This window comes from Streptomyces sp. NPDC036815 (assembly GCF_055609205.1).
This window is the reverse complement of record NZ_JBVJPW010000026.1, coordinates 58,545-84,493: the sequence shown is the minus strand read 5'-3', so window position 1 is coordinate 84,493 and position 25,949 is coordinate 58,545. Positions and strand designations below refer to the sequence as shown.

18 protein-coding genes are annotated in these 25,949 nt (G+C 70.6%); 15 read left to right on the top strand and 3 right to left on the bottom strand.

Going from position 1 to position 25,949, the window contains the following annotated elements:
- Window positions 1-426: 426 nt before the first annotated feature.
- A complete protein-coding gene (locus tag ACZ69I_RS34710) occupies window positions 427-6,909 on the top strand; it encodes a polymorphic toxin-type HINT domain-containing protein (protein ID WP_470836517.1) in 6,483 nt (2,160 codons plus the stop codon).
- A 6-nt stretch (window positions 6,910-6,915) separates the two neighbouring features.
- Window positions 6,916-7,398, top strand: coding sequence for a hypothetical protein (locus tag ACZ69I_RS34705; RefSeq protein WP_470836515.1), 483 nt, complete (start codon window positions 6,916-6,918; stop codon window positions 7,396-7,398).
- Window positions 7,399-7,680: 282 nt separating this feature from the next.
- Here ACZ69I_RS34705 and ACZ69I_RS34700 read toward each other — a convergent pair whose 3' ends face one another.
- Window positions 7,681-8,118 carry a hypothetical protein gene (locus tag ACZ69I_RS34700; protein WP_470836538.1) on the bottom strand — a complete coding sequence of 146 codons (438 nt, stop codon included), beginning with the start codon at window positions 8,116-8,118 and terminating at the stop codon, window positions 7,681-7,683.
- A gap of 7 nt (window positions 8,119-8,125) precedes the next feature.
- Window positions 8,126-8,485: a hypothetical protein gene (locus ACZ69I_RS34695; protein ID WP_361726574.1), complete on the bottom strand. Its 360-nt coding sequence runs from the start codon at window positions 8,483-8,485 to the stop codon at window positions 8,126-8,128.
- 93 nt (window positions 8,486-8,578) lie between these two features.
- Here ACZ69I_RS34695 and ACZ69I_RS34690 point away from each other — a divergent pair, with 93 nt between their 5' ends.
- From ACZ69I_RS34690 to ACZ69I_RS34645, 10 genes are all read left to right on the top strand, one after another.
- A complete protein-coding gene (locus ACZ69I_RS34690; protein WP_470836513.1) occupies window positions 8,579-9,226 on the top strand; it encodes an HAD family hydrolase in 648 nt (215 codons plus the stop codon).
- 410 nt (window positions 9,227-9,636) lie between these two features.
- A complete protein-coding gene (locus tag ACZ69I_RS34685) occupies window positions 9,637-10,695 on the top strand; it encodes a methionine ABC transporter ATP-binding protein (protein ID WP_470836512.1) in 1,059 nt (352 codons plus the stop codon).
- A complete protein-coding gene (locus ACZ69I_RS34680; RefSeq protein WP_470836511.1) occupies window positions 10,692-11,438 on the top strand; it encodes a methionine ABC transporter permease in 747 nt (248 codons plus the stop codon). Before ACZ69I_RS34685 ends, ACZ69I_RS34680 begins: the two co-directional genes overlap by 4 nt.
- Window positions 11,439-11,553: 115 nt before the next feature.
- On the top strand, window positions 11,554-12,390 hold the full coding sequence (locus ACZ69I_RS34675) for a MetQ/NlpA family ABC transporter substrate-binding protein (RefSeq protein ID WP_470836510.1): 837 nt from the start codon (window positions 11,554-11,556) through the stop codon (window positions 12,388-12,390).
- Between the two features lie 2 nt (window positions 12,391-12,392).
- Window positions 12,393-13,208, top strand: coding sequence for a MetQ/NlpA family ABC transporter substrate-binding protein (locus ACZ69I_RS34670; protein WP_470836509.1), 816 nt, complete (start codon window positions 12,393-12,395; stop codon window positions 13,206-13,208).
- 141 nt (window positions 13,209-13,349) lie between these two features.
- Window positions 13,350-14,033 carry a GNAT family N-acetyltransferase gene (locus tag ACZ69I_RS34665; protein ID WP_467679645.1) on the top strand — a complete coding sequence of 228 codons (684 nt, stop codon included), beginning with the start codon at window positions 13,350-13,352 and terminating at the stop codon, window positions 14,031-14,033.
- A 171-nt stretch (window positions 14,034-14,204) separates the two neighbouring features.
- Complete coding sequence (cbiE, locus tag ACZ69I_RS34660; protein ID WP_467679310.1) at window positions 14,205-15,419, top strand: precorrin-6y C5,15-methyltransferase (decarboxylating) subunit CbiE; 1,215 nt, start codon at window positions 14,205-14,207, stop codon at window positions 15,417-15,419.
- 356 nt (window positions 15,420-15,775) lie between these two features.
- Window positions 15,776-20,059, top strand: coding sequence for a nicotinate-nucleotide--dimethylbenzimidazole phosphoribosyltransferase (gene cobT, locus ACZ69I_RS34655; RefSeq protein ID WP_470836507.1), 4,284 nt, complete (start codon window positions 15,776-15,778; stop codon window positions 20,057-20,059).
- Window positions 20,060-20,219: 160 nt separating this feature from the next.
- Window positions 20,220-21,452, top strand: a complete 1,233-nt coding sequence (gene cobA / locus ACZ69I_RS34650) for a uroporphyrinogen-III C-methyltransferase (RefSeq protein WP_470836505.1) — start codon at window positions 20,220-20,222, stop codon at window positions 21,450-21,452.
- An 87-nt stretch (window positions 21,453-21,539) separates the two neighbouring features.
- Complete coding sequence (locus ACZ69I_RS34645) at window positions 21,540-22,358, top strand: TrmH family RNA methyltransferase (RefSeq protein ID WP_467679316.1); 819 nt, start codon at window positions 21,540-21,542, stop codon at window positions 22,356-22,358.
- Window positions 22,359-22,379: 21 nt separating this feature from the next.
- Here the strand turns inward: ACZ69I_RS34645 and ACZ69I_RS34640 are convergent, their stop codons facing one another.
- The gene (locus tag ACZ69I_RS34640) at window positions 22,380-23,741 is read right to left on the bottom strand and encodes a serine/threonine-protein kinase (protein WP_470836504.1); all 1,362 of its coding nucleotides are present in this window, start codon (window positions 23,739-23,741) and stop codon (window positions 22,380-22,382) included.
- Between the two features lie 196 nt (window positions 23,742-23,937).
- On the opposite strand from ACZ69I_RS34640, the gene ACZ69I_RS34635 reads away from it, so the two are divergent.
- The 3 genes from ACZ69I_RS34635 (at window position 23,938) to ACZ69I_RS34625 (ending at window position 25,941) form a co-directional block, all read left to right on the top strand.
- Window positions 23,938-24,216 (top strand): hypothetical protein, encoded by a 279-nt coding sequence (locus ACZ69I_RS34635; protein WP_467679321.1) that lies wholly within the window; start codon window positions 23,938-23,940, stop codon window positions 24,214-24,216.
- Window positions 24,217-24,415: 199 nt separating this feature from the next.
- Window positions 24,416-24,619 carry a hypothetical protein gene (locus ACZ69I_RS34630; RefSeq protein WP_055569527.1) on the top strand — a complete coding sequence of 68 codons (204 nt, stop codon included), beginning with the start codon at window positions 24,416-24,418 and terminating at the stop codon, window positions 24,617-24,619.
- A gap of 365 nt (window positions 24,620-24,984) precedes the next feature.
- Entirely contained in the window at window positions 24,985-25,941 is a 957-nt protein-coding gene (locus ACZ69I_RS34625; protein WP_470836502.1) for a phosphotransferase family protein, read from the top strand.
- Window positions 25,942-25,949: the final 8 nt, after the last annotated feature.

The following is a 25,949-nucleotide window of genomic DNA, read 5'->3' as shown; positions in this document are numbered from 1 at the left end:
CCATTTCGAGCCTCCTGGAGACGCAACGTGTCTACGCCACAACGATTCCGCCTGCCCTCAAGGTCCACACGCCCCCAGCTGCGACGCCACGTCGTCATCACCTTGGGCCTATCGCTCGCCGTCGGGCTCCTGCCGCAGTACGTCCCTAATGCGGCGGCTGATGACAAGGGCGGTACCCGCCCGGGCATTCAGAAGGACCTCGGTGCCCCCGTGCCCGGTACCGACCTGAAGGCCGGTAAGGACCGGCCCAACCCGGCGGAGAAAGCGCGGGTGACGGGGGCGGCCGAGGTCACCTGGCCCAGGGGGACGAGCGACATCGTGTCCCTCGGCAGTGCGCCGACCCGGCTGGTCAAGGCGGAAGGTTTACCCGTCAAAGTCGGTCCGCCCGAGAGACGCACACGACACAGACCGGCGACTCCTGAGTCCGTGAAGGTCGTGGTCGCCGACCGGGACCAGACGAAGGCGGCTGGAATCGAGGGAGTGCTCCTCACGCTCGCTGACGTGGGGAACGGCACACGGGCACGCGGCACCACGAAGCAGCCGGGGGAGTCGACCAAGCCCGGCAGGGCGCGTCTTACCCTCGACTACTCGAAGTTCGCCGACGCGTACGGAGCGGGATACGGCTCCCGTCTCCGTCTTGTGGAGCTCCCGCGGTGTGCTCTGAGTACACCGGACAAGAAGAGCTGCACGACCTCGCGGGAGCTGCCTGCCACCAATGACACCGACACCTCCACGCTGAGCGCAGATGTCCCGGTAGGGGCCCGTGGCGACCGGTCGTCGGGCCCTGCCACCGTCCTCGCCGCGACGGCTGCCGCCTCGGGTGATCAAGGCAGCTTCGGCTCGACCCCGCTCGCGCCCTCAGCCGAGTGGAGCGTCTCCAACTCCTCCGGTGCGTTCAACTGGTCGTATCCGCTGCGCACACCACCCGCCCCGGGCGGACTCGTGCCCTCGGTCGCGCTCTCCTACAACTCCCAGTCCGTGGACGGCCAGACCGCAGCCACCAACAACCAGGGATCCTGGATCGGCCAGGGCTTCGGCTACGAGCCCGGGTTCATCGAGCGGCGGTACAAGCCGTGTGCCGACGACGGTCATGCCAAGACCAACGGTGACCAGTGCTGGGCATACGACAACGCCACGATCCAGCTGGGTGGCGGCAGCTCCGGTGAGCTGATCAAGGATGACGACAGCGGCGAGTGGCGGATCAGCGGCGACGACAACAGCAAGGTCGAGAAGCTGACCGGTGCGAGCAACAGTGACGACAACGGAGAGCACTGGCGCGTCACCACAACCGACGGTACCCAGTACTACTTCGGCCTGGACAACCTGCCCGGATACACCTCGGGCAAGGAGCAGACCGGCTCCACCTGGACGGTTCCCGTCTACGGCGATGACGCGGGCGAGCCCTGCTACGACGCCACGTTGGCCGACGCCCACTGCAAGCAGGCCTGGCGCTGGAACCTCGATTACGTCGTGGACCCGCACGACAACGCCATGGCCTATTACTACGGCAAGGAGACCAACTACTACACCCAGGGCCTGAAGACCGACGAGGACGGCAAGTCGTACACGCGCGGCGGTTACCTCAAGCGGATCGACTACGGCCAGCAGGACGGCAAGGTGTACAGCACACCCGCCGCGGGCCGCATGCTGTTCGACACCGACGAGCGGTGCCTGGCCACGGCGGCCGATTGCGAGCCCGGCGACCTCACGGACGCGACCGCAGGACGCTGGCCCGATGTTCCCTGGGACCTCAACTGCAAGTCCGGCACCAAGTGCAAGGGGCAGAACAGTCCCACGTTCTGGACCCGTAAGAAGCTGAGCAAGATCACCACGCAGATCCGCTACGGCGACGGCTACGCGGACGTCGACTCCTGGTCCCTCGGCCATGTCTTCACGGACAATGGCGACAGCTCCAAGTCGCTCTGGCTCAACACCATCAAGCAGACAGGGCACGCCGGGTCCGGCACGGTGACCACACCGGCCGTTGAACTGCTCGGCCAGCAGCTGCCCAACCGGGTCGACAAGCCCGGCGACCAGATCCAGGCGATGAACCGCTTCCGTCTCGCCGGCGTCGACAACGGCACGGGCGGCAGGCTCGACGTCCTGTACCGCGACGCCGAATGCAAGGCGAACGATCTGCCGTCGGCCGACTCACCGAAGACGGCTTGCTATCCGGTCAAGTGGAATCCGCCGGGGGCCGAGGAGCCCATCACTGACTGGTTCCACAAATACCTGGTCGCCCGGGTGCTCGAGGACGACGTGACCACGGACGCGCCCAACAGCGTCAGCGACTACGACTACATGGGCAGTGCGGGCTGGAAGAAGGCCAAGCCGGACGGCATCACGAAGGACGAGTACCGCACGTACAGCGACTGGCGGGGTTACGGAAAGGTCCGCGTCACCAAGTCAGCCGGCACCGTCAGTGCGGCCGACCAGCGGACGGAGCACGTCTTCCTGCGCGGCCTCGGCGGCGAGGTCGAGGACTCGACCGGCGCCAAGCACGCCGATGATGAGGAGCTCTCCGGCCAGGAGCTGGAGACGATCACGTACGACGGCGGCTACTCAGCCGACAAGATCGTGTCGAAGAACGTCAGCACCACCTGGTCGCGAGCCACGGCGACCCGCACCAAGAGCTGGGGCACGCGTAAGGCGTATTACGTGCGACCCCAGACAACGAGGACATACACGGCCCTGGAGGGTGGCAAGTGGCAGGAGGTCGCCGCGACCACTCGCTACGACTCCGCGACCGGCCGTGCGGTGGAGACCGACGACTACGGCAAGATCGGGGACGCCTCCGACAACCAGTGCATCCGCACCGAGTTCGCGGACGACAAGACCAAGCACCTCTACGAACTGGTCTCGCGGGTCGAGAAGGTCTCCGTCACTTGCGAGACCAAGCCGGACCGTAAGACCCAGGTCATCTCCGACGACCTGACGTTCTACGACGGCAAGGGCCTGGGCGAAGCACCGGTCAAGGGTGATGTGACCAAGGCGCAGCGGCTTTCGAAGCACGACGGTACGAAGGCCACGTACCAGACGGTCACGGAGTCGGCGACGACGGACTTCGACCGGTTCGGGCGCCCGCTGAAGGTGAAGGACGCCAAGGGCACCGAGACGAAATTCGCCTACACCGAGACGGACGGGCTGACCACCAAGCAGACAGAGACCAACCCGCTCGGCTGGCAGGTCTCGACCGAGTACGTCCGGTCCTGGGGCAGCCCGGTCGCGCAGGTCGACATGAACGGCAAGCGCAGCGAGACCGCCCACGACGCACTCGGCCGAGTCACTGACGTCTGGCTGCCCGACCGGTCGCGGAGCGCGCCCGCATCGATCAAGTACACCTACTTGGTCCGCAAGAGCGCGCCGACCGTGGTCAAGACGGAGAAGAGCGAGAGGCACGGCACCTACGGAGTCGAATACACGCTCTACGACGGCTTGCTGCGGCCGCGTCAGCAGCAGTCCGAAGGCCCGAACGGCGGTCGTATCGTCGCTGACACGCACTACGACGGCCTCGGCAATGTAGTGGAAACAGCTTCGGACTATTACGCCACAAAGCCTCCCACCGACGCCGTCTTCAAGCCGACGGGCGAGGTGGACGGCCAGACCGTCACGCGGTACGACGGCGCCGGGCGCAAGACAGCCGAGATCGTTCAGGTCGCCGACGAGGAGAAGTGGCGCACCACCTATTCCTACGGTGGTGACCGCGTCCACGTCGACCCGCCGGCCGGCACGCCGCCCACGACGACGATCACCGACGGACGTGACAGGACGACGGAGATCCGCCGGTACAAGGGCGACAAGCCTCTGCCCAACGGACCGTCGGCGGAGTACGAGAGCACGTCGTACGGCTACACACCGGCGGGGCAGCTCAAGACGGTCGAGGACACGGCCGGCAACACCTGGTCGTACGGCTACGACCAGCGGGGCCGCAAGACCTCGTCCAGCGACCCCGACACGGGCAAGTCGACATATACGTACGACACCTTGGACCGCCTCCTCTCCACGACGGACTCGCGGGGCAAGACGGTGGCCACGAAGTACGACGTACTCGGACGGCCGGCCTCCACATGGGAGGGTGAGCCGGATACGGGCACGCAGCTGACCGCAACGACCTACGACCACGTGGCCAAGGGGCAGTTGTACGGCACGTATCGATACGCCGGCGGGAAGGTGCAGGCCGCGACGGTCAACGTCCATTTGGACGAGTTCTACCAGCCGGAACTCACCAAGGTCGCGTTGGGCGGTGACGTGGCCGAAGAGCTCCAGGGCACCTATGAATACAGCACCGAGTACAACTCGGACGGCACCGTGCAGTCGCAACAACTCCCGTCGGGGGGCGGCCTCGGCCCGGAGACCCTCACCTACACCTACGACGACCTGCAGCGTCCGACTCAGCTCCTGTCGAACCTGGACGGAAAGCAGCAGGGGGCTTACGTCGGGCTGGCGTCCTACGCCCCGACCTCCCAGCTCCAGCAGTTGGAACTGGGCACGGTCGGCGGCTCCGACGGCAAGAAGACGTGGCTCACCTATGAGCACGAGCGTGGCACCGACCGCCTGACGAACTCCAAGGTGGATGTCTCGGGCGTCGACCCGGTGACATACGACGCCGACTACACCTACGACGCGTCCGGCAACGTCACCTCCGTCGCCGACACCCCGACGGGCGGCCAGGCGGACGTCCAGTGCTTCCGCTACGACTGGCAGCGGCGCCTGAAGTCGGCCTGGGCCACAGCCAATGCCTCTGACGAGGCCAGGGGTACCGGCAAGATGAACAAGGCGTGCGCGAGCGCCCCGAGCCCCTCGACCCTCGGTGGCCCGGGTGCCTACTGGCAGGACTTCGACTTCGATGCGTCGGGCAACCGGAGCAAGCAGGTCCTGCACGGTGTGGGCGGCAAGCCCGATGTGACGCGGACGTACACGTACGGCAAGGACGCCGAGGGCAACGGTGGCCCGCACACCCTCAACAAGGTCGTGACGGACGCCCCCGCCAGCGGCAGCGGCCCGGCCGTCAAGTCGCAGGACACCTTCGCCTACGACGCCGCGGGCAACACGAAGCAGCGGGTGCTGAACGGAACCACCCAGGACCTGACCTGGAACGCCGAAGGCAGGCTGACGGATTCGTCGAAGCCGGACTCAGAGGCCACGTCCTTCCTGTACGACACGGCCGGCGAGCGTCTGCTGCGCAAGGAGCCCGGCAAGCAGACGCTTTATCTGCCGGGCATGGAACTCACCCTGAACACCGAGACGCGCGCGGTGGAGGCGACCCGTTACTACAGCTTCGCCGGCCAGACGGTGGCGATGCGTACGCCCAAGGGCGTGCAGTTCCTGGCGGGCGACCACCACGGGACGTCACTGGCGGCGGTGGACGCGAAGTCGGGCGCGGTCACCCGGCGCCGCATGGACCCGTTCGGCAACGAACGCGGCACCGCTGTGACCGATCCCTGGGTCGATGACAAGGGCTTCCTCGGCAAGCCGGTGGACGCGTCGACGGGCCTGACGCACGTAGGGGCCAGGGAGTACGACCCGGCGAACGGCCGCTTCATCTCCGCCGACCCGCTGATCGACTTCACTGATCCCCAGCAGATCAACGGGTACGCGTACGCCAACAACAGCCCGGTGACGTTGGCCGACCCGACGGGACGGATGCCGGACGACTGCAAGCTCATGGGCATGCAGTGCTGGATGAAGAGCAATGGCGGCTGGGCAACCAAGCCCTCCAAGACCTATTACAACTACTACCAGTTGGACAAAACCCCAGCACAGCGGAAGGCCGTGGCCGCACGGTCCAGAGCCAACGTCGAGCAGAGCTTCGCGGTCGCAGCCGCCAAGGAGCTCGGCAAGATCATCTCGGATGAGCTGGGCATCACGGACGCCCTGGACTGTTTCAGTACGGGCAGCCTCGGTTCTTGCGGCGCAACGATCCTGAACGTCGTCGTGAGCGCGATCGGCGCGAAGATCGGCCAACTGGCCAAGAAGTACTTGTGGAACTGGAAGAAGGGCGCCGCACTCGCCAAACGAGTCTGGGGGCTGCTGGACAAACTCAAGGGCAGCTACAGCAAGTGGCGCGCGCTGGACAAGAAGGCCGACAAGCTGGAGGACGCCGCCAAGTGCTCGGTGAGCAACAGCTTCAAACCGGGCACCAGAGTCCTGATGGCGGACGGCAGTACGAAGTCCATCAGAGACGTCGACATAGGTGACAAGGTCGTTGCCACCGACCCGAAGACCGGAAAGACGAAGGTTCGCACGGTCACGGCGGAGATCAAGGGCAAGGGCGCCAAGAACCTGGTCAAGGTCACGATCGACACGAACGGCAAGCGGGGCGGAGGGAAGGCCTCCGTCACCGCGACGGACGGACACCCGTTCTGGGTGCCGGAGCTGGGCGAATGGATCGACGCGACGGACCTGCGATCGGGCCAGAAGCTGCGGACGAGTGCCGGCACGTATGTGCAGATCACGTCGGTAGCGCGCTGGACGCAGGCGGCGGCTGTGTACAACCTGACGGTTGCGGATCTGCATACGTACTATGTGGTGGCGGGGGCTACGCCGGTACTCGTTCACAACAGCAACGGGAGCTGTGGCGTCACAGATCTCGCAGCCAAGATTGATGTTGAGAACATTTCGATGACCAAGACCGTCGAAAATCACACCTGGGACATTGCTGGTACTCGGGATGTCGATGCCCCTAACTTCGGTAAGGCTGCACGCCCTTACATGAACGGCAACAATGGGCAACTCCTTCGGGGGATCATGGAGGGATCCGCGCCCAGGATGGATTCCCGTGGCGCTGCTGGGGTTGTCGAGTGGAGAACACCCGGAGCGATGAACGGAAGCAACGGGATCTGGGAGCTCAACATCGACGCAAATTCCAACAGGATCGTTCACTTCCTCTTCAAGAGCACAAAGGGCTAGCCGGATATGAAATTCTCCATCCAAGAGGGATCTCCCCTTGTGGGCGTTCTCGCCTATGACGAGGCTGAGTACGGATTCTCCTTCAGTGCGCAGAGCGGGGAGTCGTTGAGCGAGAGGCTCGGCTCGGAGGGGGTTGCGAGTGTGCTGATCGGCACGCTCCAACTTGAGGTCGATATTGAGTCTCGGGAAGTCCTGTTCGCCTGGGGGTACTTCCCAAACGTTCGGGGTGTGGTGGCCGAGTTGACTGCTCCGGAGTTCAATCCCGGAAGGGTATTCATCTCGTCGGACCAATCCTTCGATCCTGGGGTTTCTTTCGAGGCCCCTGGAGACAGGTGGCGGGTTTCGTATGATCCTTCCTCCGGGTGGGTCGCCATTCGTCTGAACGATGCCGCCGACGCTAAGTTTGTCCAAATCGCTAGCGGAACTGTCTTGGGCGTCGACAACGGTGATCTGGTTTCGGTCTGGCTCAATCCTGTTTTTGCAGAGTGACAGGCGATGAGGCGTATGGGTAAGCAGAAGATCCGTTAGCAGCAGCAAAAATGAAGCCCCGTCAGGTGTGTCCTGGCGGGGCTTCTGCGGTGGGTGACGGCAGTAGTTGACGGCAACGTCAGCAGACGGGCGCTGCGCCGGGGCCAGGAGGCCAGGACGTAGTCGTCGGCCTCCCAGCGGCTCCCCTTGCGCTGGTGGACGGTCCGATCGCCGTTGGCTCGGACACGGGGGGGGAGGGAGGGGTGCCGCGTGGTGCTGCTTGAGCCGGGGCGCGCCGCCCCGCTACCGCGTGCCCCGCCGAAGCCAGAAAATCGCCGTAACCGGCAAAATCACCGGAATGAACAGATAGCCCATCCCGAAGTCCGACCACACGGTCGCGTCGGGGAAGGCGGACGGTTCCGCGAGGGTCCAGGTGCCTACCACCAGGACGCCGAGCAGTTCGGCGGCGCAGCACACCAGTGCTGCCGAGCGGGCCGCGGCGCCGCCGCGCACCAGGGAGTACGTGATGAAGCCGTAGACGACGCCCGCCAGCGCGGACAGCGTGTACGCGAGCGGGGCCCTGTCGAAGTCCGTGGAGATCTGCACGGCCGAGCGGGACACGGCGGCGACGACCATCACGCCGTACAGCCACACCAGCAGGATGCCGGGGCCGGTGATCAGCTTCTGGCGCGCGGGGGGTCCGCCCCGGGCGGCCTCGTCGTTCCTGCCGGGTTCGGTCACCGTCACCTCAGCCTCCCCAGATGTCGTAGAGCCGCACTTCGAGCACGGCGAGGACCACGCCGCCCGCGGCGACCGTCAGGGAACCCCAACGGCTGCGCTCGGCGAGGGACATGAAGCCCGCCGCGGGTACGCACGCGAAGGCGCCGATCAGATACGACACGAAGATCGTCGTGCCCTGGTCCGCCTCCTCGCCGCGCGCGAGCTGGACGATGCCGACGATCAGCTGCACCGTGGCCAGGAGGGTCACCACGGCCATTCCGATGAAGTGCCAGTCCTTGGTCGGCTGGTCGCGGTACGCGGCGAAACCGCACCAGGCGGCGAGGGCGAGCGCGGCCACGGAAACCGCGATCGTCAGGGCATCAACCATGCCCGTGACTTTATTACGGGACCTTCGGCCCCCCGCCCACCGCCCCTCGCCCCGATGCGCCTCCCGGGGGCGGGGCCCGTACCCTCGGACAGCATGAAGATCCACGCTGACGCGCTCCTGTTCGACAACGACGGCACCCTCATCTCCTCCATGGAGTCGGTGTACCGCTGCTGGTCGCGGTGGGCGCGGGAGTACGGGATCACCGCGGAGGAATTCGGCAAGGTCGAGCTGCACGGGCGGCCCGCCGTCGAGATCGTCGCGGACCTGCTGCCCGCGGAGCGGGTCGCCGAGGCCGTCGCCCGCATCGAGGAGCTGGAGGTCTCCGACGTGGCGGGCGGTGTCGTCCTGCTGCCCGGCACCCGTGAACTCCTGGAGTCCCTGCCCGTCGACCGCTGGGCCGTGGTGACCTCCGCGACGCGCGCCCTGGGCGAGGCCCGCCTCGCGGAGGCCGGGATCCGCCCCGGTCTCGTCATCGCCGCCGACGACATCACGCGCGGCAAGCCCGACCCCGAGCCCTTCCTCCTCGCGGCCGCCGAACTCGGCGTTGACCCGGCACGCTGCGTGGTCTTCGAGGACGCGCCCGCGGGGCTGCAGTCGGGCCGGGCCGCGGGCATGACGACCGTGGCGTTGACCACAACACACGAGGCAGCCGAGCTCTCCGCCGATGTCGTCGTCAAGGACCTCTCCGCCGTGTCCGCGCAGGCCACGGCCGGTGGCGTGGAGATTCTGCTCGCCGACTGACGAGCAGAATCCGAACGTCCGGCGCCGTCCCATCGCTGTCCGCTATACGGACAGCGATGGCGAGCGGCGCCCCTACGCATGTTTTACTTGGGCCCATGACCACGACGAGCAGCCGCACCCTTGCGACCGAGGCGATCACGACGCCCGGTGCTCGTTGTATGTGTCGAATGTGCGCCTTCTGAGGGCCCCCGCACCACCCGAGAGCATCGCGCCCCGAAGCGAAGCCGCTGTGCCACGCCCCTGCACGACGTACGCGACGAGATCCGTACTGACGTAGGAAGCGAGCCCGCCCCGCGCACACGTCCTCCGGTTCCACCGCCCCACCGCCGCGAGAACCGTGCCGCGTTCCGAACGAATGCCCCGTGCCCGGCCACACCCGCGCCGCGCACTCGACAGTGACGGAATCCCCTGTGATCACCACTTCCGGCCTCACCAAGGTCTACCGCTCACGCGGTCGTGAAGTAACCGCTCTCGACGGAGTCGACCTGCACGTCCGCGAGGGCGAGGTGTACGGCGTCATCGGCCAGTCCGGCGCCGGCAAGTCCTCCCTGATCCGCTGCGTCAACCTCCTGGAACGCCCCACCTCCGGCACCGTGACGGTGGCGGGCCAGGACCTCACCGCCCTCGCGGGACGCGGCTCGCGCGCGGGCAGGGAACTGCGCCAGGCCCGCAGCCGCATCGGCATGGTCTTCCAGCACTTCAACCTGCTGTCCTCGCGCACCGTGCAGGACAACGTCGAACTGCCCCTGGAGATCCTCGGCCTGAGCGGCCAGGAGCGCACCCGCAAGGCCCTCGAACTCCTCGACCTCGTCGGCCTCGCCGACAAGGCGAAGTCCTACCCGGCCCAGCTCTCCGGCGGCCAGAAACAGCGCGTCGGCATCGCCCGCGCGCTGGCCGGCGACCCCAAGGTGCTGCTCTCCGACGAGGCCACCAGCGCCCTCGACCCCGAGACCACCCGCTCCATCCTCCAGCTCCTGCGCGACCTGAACCGGCAGCTCGGCCTGACCGTCCTGCTCATCACGCACGAGATGGACGTCGTCAAGAGCGTCTGCGACTCCGCGGCCCTCATGGAGCGCGGGAAGATCATCGAGTCCGGCACCGTCACCGAGCTGCTCGCGACGCCCGGCTCCGAGCTCGCCGCCGCGCTCTTCCCGGTCAGCGGCGAGGCCACCGGCGACGACCGCACCGTCGTCGACGTGACCTTCCACGGCGAAGCGGCGACCCAGCCGGTCATCTCCCAGCTGTCGCGCACGTACAACATCGACATCTCGATCCTCGGGGCCGCGATGGACACCGTCGCGGGCCGCCAGGTCGGCCGCATGCGCATCGAACTGCCCGGCCGCTTCGAGGAGAACGTCGTCCCGATCGGCTTCCTGCGCGAGCAGGGGCTGCAGGTCGAGATCGCGGGCGAAGACCCCTCGGCCACCCCGAAGGACGCCACGCTGCTGGTCAAGGAAGGTGCCAAGTGACCTGGTCGGAGATGCAGCCCCTGCTGGAGCAGGCCTGTTGGGACACCCTCTACATGGTGGGCTGGTCGACGCTGATAGCCGTCGTCGCCGGACTGCCGCTCGGCGTCCTGCTCGTGCTCACCGAGCGCGGCGGGCTGCTGCAGAACGCCTTCCTCAACAAGGTGATCGGGCAGATCGTGAACATCGCGCGGTCGATGCCCTTCATCATCCTGATGGTCGCCCTGATGGGCTTCACGCGCTGGATCACCGGCACCACGATCGGCCGTGAGGCCGCTCTCGTGCCGCTGGCCGTCGGCGCCATCCCGTTCTTCGCGCGCCTGGTGGAGACCTCGATCCGCGAGGTCGACGGCGGGCTCGTCGAGGCCGTGCAGTCGATGGGCGGCTCCACCTGGACCGTCGTGCGCAAGGTCCTCGTCCCCGAGTCGCTGCCCTCGCTGATCTCGGGCGCCACCACCACGATCGTCGCGCTCATCGGCTACTCCGCGATGGCGGGCACGGTCGGCGGCGGCGGTCTGGGCGACCTCGCACTGCGCTACGGCTACCAGCGCTTCGAGACCGAACTGATGTGGATCACCGTGGCGATCCTCGCCGTGGTCATCTCGATCATCCAGTTCGCCGGTGACTACGCGGCCCGCCGACTGCACAAGCGCGGCGGCGGCTCGGGCTCGCTGCTGCTCTTCCGGCCGCTGCGCGGCGCACTGCCCGGCACCACCGCCCCCGAGTCGGTCGGCAAGACGAGCTGACCGAGTCCGGCTGCACCGGACCGGCCGGTCCCCGGCGGGACCGCGCGTCCCGTCCGCAGACTTCCCCGCGTACCACCCCGCGGGGCTGCACCACCCATGGAGAAAGGCACTTTTCGTGCGTAACACCACCAAGATCACGACCGCTGTCCTCGCCGCCGGAGCCCTCACTCTCGGGCTCTCCGGCTGCGGCTCCGACAAGGGCGCCGGCGACAAGGACGGTCCGCTCATCGTCGCCGCGACGCCCACCCCGCAGGGCGAGATCCTGGACTACGTCCAGAAGCACCTGGCCAAGAAGGCCGGTCTCGACCTCCAGGTCAAGGAGTTCACGGACTACATCACGCCGAACACCGCCGTCCAGCAGGGCGAGGTCTTCGCGAACTACTTCCAGCACAAGCCGTACCTGGACGACTTCAACAAGAAGCGGGGCACCGACATCGTGCCCGTCCCCGGGGCCACGGTGCACCTGGAGCCGCTCGGCGTGTACTCCAAGAGCGTCAAGAAGCTCGGTGATCTGAAGGACGGCGCCACCGTCGCCATCCCGAACGACACCACGAACGAGGCCCGCGCGCTCAAGCTCCTCGCGGACAACGACGTCATCGAGCTCAAGAAGGGCGTCGGCTACGAGGCCACCCCCAAGGACATCGCGAAGAACCCGAAGAACATCAAGTTCAAGGAGCTAGAGGCCCCCACGGTGCCCCGCACCCTGGACGACGTCGACGCCGCGGTGATCAACGGCAACTACGCGCTCGAGGCCAAGCCCGCGCTCAGCCCCGCCAAGGACGCCATCGTCGCCGAGCCCGCCAAGGGCAACCCCTACGGCAACTTCCTCGCCGTGCAGAAGGGCGACGAGAACGACCCGCGCGTGAAGAAGCTCGCCAAGCTGCTCACCTCGCCCGAGGTCAAGAAGTTCATCGACGAGAAGTACGACGGCGCCGTCGTCGCCGCGTTCTGATCATGCGTACGCGCGTCATCACCGCCGGGGCGGGGGCCCTTGCCCTCGCCCTCGGCCTCACCGCGTGCGGCGGGGACCGGGGCGCCGACGGCGAGCTCGTCGTCGGCGCCACCCCGACCCCGGCCGGCGAAGTCCTCACGTACATACAGGAGCACCTGGCGAAGAAGGCCGGACTCGATTTCCGGATCACGGAGTTCACCGACTACAACACGCCGAACACCGCGCTCCAGGAAGGCTCGCTCGACGCCAACCTGTACCAGCACACCCCGTACCTCGAGAACTTCAACAAGGCCAAGAACACGGACCTGGTGCCGGTCACCGAGGTGTACCTGCCTCCGATGGGCGTGTACGCGAAGAAGACCGACGACGTCGCCCGGCTCCGCTCCGGTGCGACCGTCGGTGTTCCGAACGACACCACCAACGAGGGCCGGGCGCTCCAACTGCTGGCCTCCCGGGGCGTCATCGGGCTCAAGAAGGGGGCCGGCTCCGAGGCGACCCCCGAGGACATCACGTCCAACCCGAAGAAGCTCACCGTCAAGCCGCTCGACCCGGCGCAGCTGCCGCGCTCGCTCGACGACCTCGACGCGGCGGTCATCAACAACAACTACGCGCTCGACGCCGGGCTCAGCCCCAAGAAGGACGCCATCCTCCTGGAGTCCCCGAAGGGCAATCCCTACAACAACGTCCTCGCCGTCAAGAAGGGCGACAAGGACGACCCGCGCGTGAAGAAGCTCGCCGAACTGCTCACCTCGCCCGAGGTCAAGAAGTTCATCGAAGAGAAGTACGAGGGGTCTGTCCTGCCCGTCGAGGCGGGCTGAACGACCTCTCGCGCGCGTGACACCCACGGGGTCCTCTCCCACATCGGGACAGGACCCCGTGGTGCGTCCGGGCCCGTGCATGCTGCATGCTGGGCACTTCAGAAGACCGAAAGGTGAAGGTCCTTCAGGTCTATGAAGGTTATGGAGCGGCGCATGACTACAGCCTCCTCGGGCACATCGGGCACATCGGGGTTTCCCGACATCTCCATCAGCACGGAGCGGTTGGTGCTGCGCCCCCTCGAAGAGGCGGACGTCCCCGCGTACGCGGAGATGATGAACGACGAGAACGTCACGGCCTGGACCTCCGTTCCCCAGCCCTACACCGAGGCCGACGCGCGCGACTGGATCACCCGCCTCGCCCCCGCCGAGCGCTCCGCGGGCCGCGGCCTCGTCCTCGCCGTCACCGAGTTCCTCACCCAGCGCCTTGTCGGCATCATCCAACTCCGGGACACCGACTGGCGGGTGCGCTCCACCGAGCTCAACTACGTCGTCGCCCCGTGGGCCCGCGGCGAGGGGTACGCGTCGGAGGCGGCGCTCGCCACCGCCCAATGGCTCTTCCACGACCAGAAGTTCGAGCGCATCGAACTGCGCACCGCCGCCGACAACACCGCGGCCCAGCAGGTCGCGCAGAAGATCGGCTCCATCAGCGAGGGCGTTCTGCGCGGCGCCTGGATAGCCCGCACGCGAAACGGCGGCGACCCGTTCGGCGGCTGGCTGGACGTGCGCACCGACCTCATCGTGTGGAGCCTGCTCCCCGAGGACCTCGAAGGGGTCTCGGAGAGCCTCGCCGACAGCGGGTTCTCGGCCTACTCCGACTGGAACTGACCCGACAGGCCCGATGCCGCCCGCGCCGCCCCGCGCACGGCACGCGGCCTGCGGTACCCGGTCACATCCGACCCCCAGCAGGTACGCTCGCCCCTGGCCGCGTGCACGGTCGCTCCCGCACAGCCACCGCCCCGCACTGACGACCCGCGAGAACCCAGGAGACAGACGACGATGGCCGACCGGGTCACGGTGATCGGCTGGGACGGTACGCCGCTGACCGCCGCGGCACGCTCCGCGCTCAGCGCGGCGACGCTCGTGGCGGGCGCCGCCCACCACCTGGCACTGGACGAGGTGCCCGCCCGCGCCGAACGGATCCGCCTCGGCAGCGTGAGCCTCGCCGCCCGCCGCATCGCCGCCCACCGCGGCACCGCCGTCGTCCTCGCCGACGGCGACCCGGGCTTCTTCGGCGTCGTCCGCACCCTGCGCGTCCCGGAGTTCGGCCTCGAGGTCGAAGTGGTGCCCGCCGTCTCCTCCGTCGCCCAGGCCTTCGCCCGCGCGGGCATGCCCTGGGACGACGCCGAGGTCGTGGTCGCCCACCGCCGCACCCTGCGCCGCGCCGTGAACGTCTGCCGCGCCCACACCAAGGTCGCCGTCCTCACCTCGCCCGGCGCGGGCCCCGCCGAACTCGGCCTGCTCCTCCAGGACGTCCACCGCACCTTCGTGATCTGTGAGGAGCTCGGCACCGAACGGGAGCAGGTCTCCGTCGTCACCTCCGACAAGGCCGCCGACCACACCTGGCGCGACCCGAACGTCGTCATCGTCATCGGCGGCACCGCGTCGTCCGCGGACACCGGCTGGATCATGGGGCGCGAGCCGGGCAGGGGCCCGCGCGGCTGGGCGCTGCCCGCCGCCGAGTACGGCGGTGACATCTGGCTCGGCGAGGGCGAGACCGACCGGCTGCGCTCCGCCCAACTCGCGCGCCTGGGACCGCGCCCGGGCGACCTCGTCTGGGACATCGGCTGCGGCAGCGGCGCCTTCACCGCGGAGGCGGCCCGCTTCGGCGCCGCCGTGATCGCCGTCGACCGCGACGCCGACGCCCTCGGCCGCACCACGGCCGCCGTCCGCCGCTTCGGCGTCCAGGCGCAGACCGTGCACGGCGTCGCCCCGCACGTCCTCGAAGACCTCCCCGAACCCGATGTCGTACGGGTCGGGGGCGGGGGAGCCGCGGTGGTCTCCGCGGTCGCCGACCGGCGGCCGGAACGCATCGTGACGCACGCCGCGACACGCGACGAGGCCGAACTCGTCGGCAGGGATCTGAGCGAGCACGGATACGTCGTGGAGTGCGCGCTCCTGCAGTCCGTGGAGCTCGACACACGCGCCTGGCGCGAAGAGAAGCGGACCGTGGTGTTCCTGCTCTCCGGGCGTCTTCCCGACCGCTCCCCGTGACCCTTTCGGCACGCGGTGCGGGGTAGGCTGGCCGATCGTTGTACTGCACCCGGGTGCCAAGGAGTTCGTTGGCCGACGTCCGGAAAGCCCGCCCTTTTCGGGGGGCCGTGTGGTACGGCATGAACGGAGGACGCGCAACGTGGCGCAGTCCACAGCGGGCCGTGGCCGATCAAGCCGCCACGGCGGCGGACGGACAGGGAGAATGCCTGTAGTCCGGTGCGCGGTTCGTGCCGCGCGGCGCGCACGCTCGTTGAGGATGACGGGCGGTCGGTGCGCCGCTCCGGGCGATGGGGCCTCCCCGGCCGAAGGCCGAGGGGCGGTCGAAGAAGCACTAACCGATGGGCGAGGGGTTACGCATGACCGACACCGGCCAGGTCCCGGGTGAGGGACTGCCGGAGGGCGCAGGCAACGGTGTACCTTCCGGGCCCGCGCAGGGCATGGGGGCGCAGCAGCCGGGCGTTCCCGCACCGGGTGCGTACACCTTCGTCGACCCGACCGACCCCTCCGAGAACCCCGCCGATGACGACGACCTGCTGCTGATGCCGGGCGCCCAGGGGGCGTGGACCGAGGCGCAGATCGCGTCGGCCCGGGCCCAGCAGGCACAGGCCCAGCAGACACAGGCCCACCAGGGGCACGTCCCGGGCCGGCACAGCCAGGTCCCGGGCCACGGGCAGGCGTCCGCTCAGGGCGGCCTCCCGGCGGAGGCCGCGGCCGACCGGCCCGCGCCCGCCGCCGCCCAGCCCGTCCACCAGCCGGGTCCGCACGAGACCTCCGGCCGTGACAGCGGCTCGATCGACCTGAACGGCATCCGCATGCCCGGTGGCACCCCCGCCCCGTCCCACCCGGGACCCGCCCGCCGCCCGCTGCACCACGGCCCGTCGGGCCCCGCGGTGCCGGACGGCTCGGCGAGCCCCGTGCGTTCGCTCGCCGACCGGGGGCCCGCGCGGCACGCGGGGCCGCCCACGATGCCCGAGTACCTCGACATCCCGCGTGACGCCGCGGGGCTGCCGGGACCGCAGCTCGGCGAGATCCCGCCGCAGGGTGCCGTGCCGTGGGGAGCGCCGGAGGGGCAGGAGCACGGGCAGGTCTCTCAGCAGGAGCAGGCGGTCCAGGAGCAGGCGGTCCAGGAGCCCGAGGCCCAGGAGCCCGAGGCCCAGGAGCAGGCTGTTCAGGAGCCCGCGGCCCACGAGCCCGCGGCTGAGGAGTACGTGGCTGACGCCCCGCCCGGCGAGGCCGCCCCTGCCGCACCAGCAGAAACGGTCGTCCCGGTCGTCCCGGTCGTCCCGGTCGTCCCAGACGTCCCAGACGTCCCAGTCGCCCCAGATACCTCGGGCACTCCAGAAGCCCCGGACGTCGCAGAAGCCTCTGAGCCCGCGAATGCCCCGGCTTCCGCAGAGGCCCCCGTCGCACCCGGCTTCACCGAAGCCCCTGGTGTCACACCGGCGCCGCAGATGCCGGGCGCCGAAGCCGACGCCTTCTCCGCCGAGCTGCCCGCGCAGGTACCCGCGCACGCCCCGGAGACCACCGCGTTCCCGAACGCCGCGGAGTCCGGCCAGGCACCCGTGGAGGAGCAGCAGTTCCCGGCCGAGGAGCAGCCGTTCGCGACGGGCGAGTACCAGTTCCGGACGGGGGAGCACCAGTTCCCGCAGCCGGAGCAGCAGCAGGTGCCGGTCGCCGAGCAGCCGGCGTTCGCCCACGCCGTGCCCGCCGCCGTCGGCCAGCCCGCGTTCGCCGTCGCCTCCGCCCAGCCGTGGCACGAGGCGCAGCCCCCGTACGCCGACGGGGAGGTGCAGCCGGGCTTCGCCCCCGACGACGCCCAGGGCGCGCACGCCGCGCCGCACGCCCCGCAGTTCCCCCCGATGGACGGCGGCCGTCCCGCCGAGGCGCGGCACGCCGCGCCCGGCCCGCAGCACCCCGAGCCGCAGGGCCCGCAGGATCCGTCGGCGCCCCTGAACGCCCCGCTCCGGAACGAGCCCGGCGGCGCTCAGGGACCCGCGCCCCTCGGCCAGTTCGTGCCGGTCGACGGTTCGGTGCCGACCACGCCTCACCTGGCCCCCACGCCGCCGCACCCCGTGATCGTCCCGCAGGAGGACCCGGCCGCCGAGGAGGCCGCCGCGCAGGCCGCCCCCGCGGACCCGGCGGACGGCGCCCCCGTACCCGTACCCGTACCGCAGAACGAGGCGACAGGTGCCGAGGCCGTGACTCCGGAAGCTGTGACTCCGGAAGCCGAGGCTCAGGAGGCCGGGATTCCGGTGGCCGGGACGCCCGGGACCGCCGAGGGCCCGGCCGCCCCCGAGGCGGCGCCGGAAGCGGCGCGGCAGTCCGCCACCGTGCCCGCCCCGCGTGACGGCGCCGAGCCCGCCGCGGCCCCCGTCGCCGAGCCGACTCCCGCGCCGGATGCGGCGGTTCAGGAGAGCGGCGCGGGCTTCGCTGCCGAGGGCGGCGAGCCGGTCCCGGCGGTGGACGCGACGACGGCCGAAGCCGGTGAGGCCCCCCAGGGCCCGACCGTCTCCGCTGTGCCCCGTATTGTCTCCTCCGTGGCGGCTCCGGCCGAGTTCCCGGCCGCCCCGGAGACGGCCGACCCGGCCGACGAGTTGGACGAGGCCGACGAAGTCATCTCGTTCGAACCGATCGAAGCGAACGAAGTGACCGAAGTGGCCGAAGCATCCGAGATGGCCGAAGCGCCTGAAGCCTCCGTCCCCGCGCCCGTCGCCGGGCCGACCGAGGCTCCCGAAGTCCCCCTGGCCCCCGCCGCCGCGCCGGAAGCCCCCGCGGCGGGCGAGGCACCGGACGCCCCCGAAGCCCCCGGGCTGCTGGTGGTGGAGTCCCCCGAAGCCGCCGGGTTCCCGACGGCGCCGGTGGCACCGGAAGCGGGCAGCGAGCTCCCCGAGCCCGTGGTGTCCGCGGGCACCGCCGCTCCGGGGTACGCCGACGCCGAGCGCGAGGCCGTCCTACGCGTCATGCGCGAGCGGCGCGACATCCGCAACGGCTTCCGCTCCGACGCCATCCCGCACGAGGTGCTGCTCCGCGTCCTGGAGGCCGCGCACACCGCCCCGTCGGTCGGCCACTCCCAGCCCTGGGACTTCGTCGTCATCAAGTCCGCCGAGACCCGGCGCACCATGCACGAACTCGCCGTCCGCCAGCGCGACGCGTACGCCAAGTCGCTGCCCAAGGGCCGGGCGAAGCAGTTCAAGGAACTGAAGATCGAGGCCATCCTCGACACCCCGGTGAACATCGTCGTCACCGCCGACCCCACCCGCGGCGGCCGCCACACCCTCGGCCGGCACACCCAGCCGCAGATGGCCCCGTACTCCTCGGCGCTCGCCGTCGAGAACCTCTGGCTCGCCGCGCGCGCCGAGGGCCTCGGCGTCGGCTGGGTCAGCTTCTTCGACGAGCGCGAGATGGTCCGCGCCCTCGGCCTGCCCGAGCACCTCGAGGTCGTCGCCTACCTCTGCGTGGGATACGTCGACGAGTTCCCGGCCGAGCCCGAGCTGATGCAGGCCGGCTGGTCCAAGCGCCGCCCGCTCTCCTGGGTCGTCCACGAGGAGACGTACGGCCGCCGCGCCCTGCCCGGCGAGGACCCGCACGACCTGCTCGCCGAGACCGTCTCCAACATCCGCCCGCTGGACGCCAAGGCGCTCGGCGAGGCGTGGGAACGCCAGAAGCGCATGACGAAGCCGCCGGGCGCGCTCGGCATGCTGGAGATCATCTCCGCGCAGCTCTCCGGCCTCTCCCGGATGTGCCCGCCGCCGATCCCGGAGCCCGCGGCCGTCGCGATCTTCGCGGGCGACCACGGCGTGCACGCCCAGGGCGTCACCGCCTGGCCCCAGGAGGTGACCGCGCAGATGGTCGCCAACTTCCTCGGCGGCGGCGCGGTCTGCAACGCCTTCGCCAACCAGGTGGGCGCCGAGGTCTGCGTCATCGACGTGGGCGTGGCGAGCGAACTCCCGGCCACGCCGGGCCTGCTGCCCCGCAAGGTGCGCGCCGGCACCACCGACATGACCACCGGCCCCGCCCTGACCAGGGAAGAGGTCAAGGCGGCCATCGAGGTCGGCATCGAGACCGCCCGCGACCTGGTGGCGGCGGGCAACAAGGCACTGCTCACCGGCGAGATGGGCATCGCGAACACCACCGCGTCCGCGGCCCTGATCTCCGTCTACACCGAGGTGGACCCCGCCGAGGTCACCGGCCGCGGCACGGGCATCAACGACGAGATGCACACCCGCAAGGTCGAGGTGGTCCGCCGCGCCCTGGACCTCCACCAGCCCGACCCGGCGGACCCGATCGGCGTCCTCGCGGCGATCGGCGGCCTGGAGCACGCGGCCATGGTGGGCCTCCTCCTCGGCGGCGCGTCCCTGCGGACGCCGGTGATCCTGGACGGCGTCAGCGCCGGAGCGGCCGCCCTGGTCGCCCGCGCCATCGCCCCCGAGGTCCTCGCGGCCTGCATCGCGGGCCACCGCAGCGCCGAGCCGGGCCACGTGGCGGCCCTCAACAAGCTGGGCCTGCGCCCCCTGGTCGACCTGGACCTCCGCCTCGGCGAGGGCACCGGCGCGCTCCTGGCGCTGCCGGTCGTCCAGAGCGCGGCCCGCGCGATGCACGAGGTCGCCACGTTCGACTCGGCGGGCGTCACCGAGAAGTAGCCGCCATGGGGCGAAGCCCCCGTTTTCGGCACCGGGGCGGGGCTGGGGGAGACCTCCGGCCCCGCCCCCGCCATACTGAACCCGCACGTCAAGCAGCCGCTCCAGCGCAGCAGCGGTAGCGCACCACGAAGACTCCGCCCGCACGAGGAGCCACAGAGCCATGGCCGAAAACCCCGCCTACCCCGTAGGTCTCCGCCTCGCAGGACGCCGCGTCGTCGTCCTCGGCGGCGGCCAGGTGGCCCAGCGCCGCCTCCCGGCACTGATCAAGGCAGGCGCCGACGTCCTCCTCGTATCGCCGTCGGCGACCCCGTCCGTCGAGGCCATGGCGGACGCGGGCGAGATCACCTGGTCCCGGCGCAGGTACGAGGACGGCGACCTCCAGGGTGCCTGGTACGCCCTGATCGCCACCAGCGACGCCGAGGCGAACACCCGCGCCTCGGCGGAGGCCGAGGCGCACCGCGTCTGGTGCGTGCGCTCCGACGACGCCGAGGCCGCCACCGCCTGGACCCCGGCCACCGGCCGCTCCGAGGGCGTCACCGTCGCGGTCCTCTCCAGCGACATCCACGACCGCGACCCCCGCCGCACCGCCGCCATCCGCGACGCGGTCGTCGAGGGCCTGCGCGACGGCAGCCTGGTCGCCCCGCACCTGCGCACGCGCACCCCGGGCGTCGCCCTCGTCGGCGGCGGCCCCGGCGACCCCGACCTGATCACGGTCCGCGGCCGCCGCCTGCTCGCCGCCGCGGACGTCGTCATCGCCGACCGCCTCGGCCCCCGCGACCTCCTCGACGAACTTCCGGCACACGTCGAGGTCATCGACGCCGCGAAGATCCCGTACGGCCGCTTCATGGCCCAGGAGGCGATCAACAACGCCCTGATCGAGCACGCCAAGCAGGGCAAGGCCGTCGTCCGCCTGAAGGGCGGCGACCCCTACGTCTACGGCCGGGGCATGGAGGAACTCCAGGCGCTCGCCGAGGCGGGCATCGCCTGCACGGTCGTCCCCGGCATCTCCAGCTCGATCTCCGTCCCCTCGGCCGCCGGCATCCCGGTCACCCACCGCGGCGTCGCCCACGAGTTCACGGTGGTCAGCGGGCATGTGGCGCCGGACGACGCACGCTCCCTGGTCGACTGGGCGGCCCTGGCAAAGCTGCGCGGCACCCTCGTGATCCTGATGGGCGTCGACAAGATCGGCAAGATCGCCGAGGCCCTGATCGCCCACGGAAAGTCCGCCGACACCCCGCTCGCCCTGATCCAGGAGGGCACGACGGCCGCCCAGCGCCGCGTCGACGCGACCCTCGGCACGGTCGCCGACGCGGTGCGCACCCACGAGGTGAAGCCCCCGGCCGTCATCGTCATCGGCGAGGTCGTGAAGGTCGGCCCCGAACCCCTCGCGTAACGCGCCCCCACGCCCCCAAGTAACCAGCGGTAACGGAACCCGTCCGGAGCCGTTGGCACCACACCCAGGACAAGGCAGTATCACCCTGTGGCTGATCTCATCACCGTCGACGACCCCGACGACCCCCGCCTGCGCGACTACACGGGCCTGACCGACGTCGAACTGCGCCGCAAGCGCGAACCGGCCGAGGGCCTGTTCATCGCGGAGGGCGAGAAGGTCATCAGACGGGCCAAGGACGCCGGTTACGAGATGCGCTCGATGCTGCTCTCGGCCAAGTGGGTCGACGTCATGCGCGACGTCATCGACGAGCTCCCCGCTCCCGTGTACGCGGTCAGCCCCGACCTCGCCGAACGCGTCACGGGCTACCACGTGCACCGCGGCGCCCTCGCCTCCATGCAGCGCAAGCCGCTGCCCACCGCCGACGACCTCCTCGCGACCACTCGCCGCGTGGTCGTCATGGAGGCGGTGAACGACCACACCAACATCGGCGCCATCTTCCGCTCCGCAGCCGCCCTCGGCATGGACGCGGTCCTGCTCTCGCCGGACTGCGCGGACCCGCTGTACCGGCGCTCCGTGAAGGTCTCGATGGGCGCGGTCTTCTCGGTCCCCTACGCCCGCCTGGAATCCTGGCCCAAGGGCCTGGAGGGCGTGCGCGAGGCGGGCTTCAACCTCCTCGCCCTGACCCCCGACGAGAAGGCCAAGTCCCTCGACGAGGCGGCACCGCACCGCATGGACCGCGTCGCGCTGATGCTCGGCGCGGAGGGCGAAGGGCTCTCCACCCAGGCCCTGGTCGCCGCCGACGAATGGGTCCGTATCCCGATGGCCCACGGCGTGGACTCGCTGAACGTGGGCGCGGCCGCGGCGGTCGCGTTCTACGCGGTGGCGACGGGACGCCCGCAGCTCTGAGGAGCGGGGAGCGGTGAGGCCCTAGTCCTCTCGCGTGAGCGTCGACTCGTAGTGCACGGCCATGCGCTCCGCGTTCAGCGGGGAGAACGAGGGCCCGGGCCGCGTGTGCTGCTTCGAGTCGCGGCCGCGGTCGTCCCCGAGGCCCCGCGCGGGGCCCTGGCAGCCCTGCGCCGCCGCGATGGCGAGCGCCACCAGCAGCGTCACGACCACGAACACCGTGAGCCGCTGGCGCAGCAGTCGCGGATTGGCCGGACCCCGGCGGCCCGTGCCCGTCGTGCGCGGCCCCTGACGTCCGGCGCCGCTGCGCGGGGCGGGCCTGCCGCCCGAGCGTGAGGTGTTGCGGGGCCCCGGGGGCCGGGAGCCGGACCGGGAGCCGCCGGTCCTGGGCGAGCCGGTGCGGGACGAGCCCGTGCGGGACGGTCCGGTACGGGGCGCCTGAGCGGCACCCGGAGCGGTGCGCCGCTGGGTGCGTTCGTCCGCGTACGTCTCGACGTACCGGCCCGTCGGCTGCTCGTGGCTGTGACGGGGCGCGGGCGGCCGTACGTCGCCGATGCCCTGGGCCTCGCGGGCGGCGATCTCCTTCAGCCGCAGCGACAGTTGGAGCGTGCTGGGCCGCTCCTCCGGGTCCTTGGCGAGACAGGCCCGGATCAGCGGCGCGAGCGCGTCGGGCACGCCGTGCAGCTGTGCCTCCTCGTGCACCACCCGGTAGAGCATGACCTCGGAACTGCCGTGCCCGAAGGGCGAGTCCGCCATGCCCGCGTACGCGAGGGTGGCGCCGAGGGCGAAGACGTCGGTCGCCGGGGTGACCGCGGCGCCGCGCACCTGTTCGGGAGCGAGGAAGCCGGGCGACCCGACGGCCGTACCGACGTGCGTCAGGGTGGAGGCGCCGGTGGCCCACGCGATGCCGAAGTCGATGATCCGCGGGCCCTTGGGGGACAGCAGGATGTTCGACGGCTTGAGGTCCCGGTGGACGACACCCGCCTCGTGCACGGCCACGAGCCCCTCGGCCAGCGCCGATCCGACCACGGCCACGTCGGCCGCGGAGAGCGGGCCCTCGGCGGCGACCTTGTCGTGCAGGGAGGGCCCGGGAACGTACTGCGTGGCGAACCACGGGCGGTCCGCGTCCAGATCGGCGGCGACGAGCCGCGCCGTGCAGCCGCCGCGGATGCGCCGGGCCGCGGAGACCTCGCGGGCGAACCGCGAGCGGAACTCCTGGTCCTCCGCGAGGTCGGGCCGGATCACCTTCAGGGCGACGCGCTGCCCCCGCCGGTCCGACCCCAGATAGACGACCCCCATGCCGCCGGCGCCCAGGCGCCTGTGCAGCCTGAACGAGCCGACGACACGCGGGTCCTCGCGCCGGAGCCGCATCATCGTCATGTCCATCCCCGCTACCCGGTCCGTTTGACGAGCCACAGCTTACGTTTCCGCGGCCGGGCACGTGCAGAGGCCGCGCCCTCGCGGGGCGATCGATTGTCAGTGCCGGGTGGGAAACTTGAAGAGTGGTCAGGGGACGGGAGACAAGGGGGCGTTGCCGCCGACCCGATTCCCAACCATCCATCGCTGAAGGGGGATTGATCCCGTGAAGGGTGATCGTGTGGAGATAGTCGTGGATGCCGGTGACACGACTCGAACGTACGAAGTGGTGGCGAGCAGGGCGGGTCGCCGGGTGGAGACGGCGGTCCGCAGGGGAGTGGTGGAAGTGAGCGAAGTCACCCGCAGCGGCTCGGTGGTGCGTACGGCGCGCTTCATGGCCACGCGGGTCCTGGCCCTGGTCGAACAACCGGTCCCCAGAGAGGACTCCTCCGAGGTCACGCGCAACCCCTCGGGGACTTCCCCGAGTCCTAGGACCACGTCCTAGGCCCCCGTCTCCACCCACGGGAGTACGCGGGTGTCGGGCGGTCATCCTCCGGGAGGCCCGGCAATCGGTACGAGGGCATGACGCCCGGAACTCCCTCCGCACCTAAATTTGAGGTCAAGCGGCGGGTGTAGCACTCGTCCCCCGAGGTCAGACACTCGCCGCTACCAAAAACCACAACGAAGCGGTCAGGAGAGGAATCATGGCGGACACGGCACCGCGGACCATGATCCGCACGCAAGGGCGCAGGTTCTCCGCGTTCGGCGTCCGCCCGTCCGGCACGCGCCATCCCTTGGTGGCGACGGCCATGGTCCTCCCCCTGGCAGCCCTGCTCGTGGTCGTCTTCGGCGGCTGGGAAGCAGTGGTCACACAAGCGTCGTCCGTGGGCGTGATGCTGGGGCGCTGAGCGGCGCCCCAGGCCCGGAAGAGCGGTCCGGGCGGGGACATCCGGCCATGAAACCCCGTGGGGACGGGGGTGCGGCGGACGGCAAAATGCCCGCGCAGCTGGGGAGCTGCGCGGGCATTGCCATGCGGTGATGCGGACGCGAGGCGCTGAGGGGGCCCGCGCGCGGGCGTGCAGCTTGTCGAAGGGGACGGGATTTCCCTGGGGGCGGGGGGGGGCGCGCGGAGCGGGCAGGTGACGGGGAGGTGGCCCACGCGACGGGGCGGGTGAGTGAGGTCGGCCCCGGGCCAGGGCGCCCTGCCGAGCCCCCGCCCGGTAGCCGTACGCTTCGTCGACGCAGCCGAGCCCCTCGAACGTACGGAAGCCCCGTGACCTCCGCGATCCATCCCGCCCTGACCGCCACGGTCCGCGCCGCGGCCCATCCGCCGCCCGGAGGGCCCTGCGCCTGCGGGGGAGGCGACGCGATCCTCGCGGACCGGGCCGACGCCACCGTCGTGCGGCACGGCGGTCTCGTCGCGAAGGCGCACGCCCCCGACACCGACCCCGCGGAGCTGGCGGCCCGCCTCGACGTCGCGGCCCGCCTCCCGGGGACCCTCCTCGCACCGCTGCGCCCCGCCGCCACGGACCTCCGCGGCCGCCTCGTCACCCTCTGGCCGTACGGAGCCCCGGTCGACCGCGACGACCCCGACGCCGCCCCTTGGGAGGCCGTCGCCACCCTCCTCGCCCGCCTGCACGCCACCCCCCGGACCGCGCTGCCGCGCACGCTCCCGGCCATGCGAGGCCCGGCGAAGGCCGCCCGCGCCGTCGATCGCCTCCGCGCGAGCGGCCCGCACCCCGCCGCGCCCCCCGTCCTGCGCGCCTGGGCGGCCCTGCCGCCCTGGGCCCGCGCCGAGGCCCCCGCGCCGGGACCGCGCCGCCTCTGTCACGGAGACCTCCACCTGGGCCAGCTCGTCCGCGCCCCCGAGGGGAACTGGCTGCTCATCGACGTGGACGACCTGGGCGACGGCGATCCCGCGTGGGACCTCGCGCGCCCTGCCGCCTGGTTCGCGTGCGGCCTGCTCGCCCCCGAGGAGTGGACCCGCTTCCTGGACGCCTACCGAGGGGCCGGCGGCCCGGCGGTGCCCGCGGACGGCGCCGATCCCTGGCCGGCCCTGGACGTCCCCGCCCGCGCCCTCACCGTGCAGACCGCGGCGCTGGCGATCACCAAGTCGGTCGCCGCGGACCGTTCCCTGGACGAGGTCGAGCAGGCCTTGGTCGACGCCTGCCACCGGATGGGCAAAGTGGCGGTCCGACCGGCGGAGTTCGCCCCGGAGGGCACGAAGTAGGGTGCAAC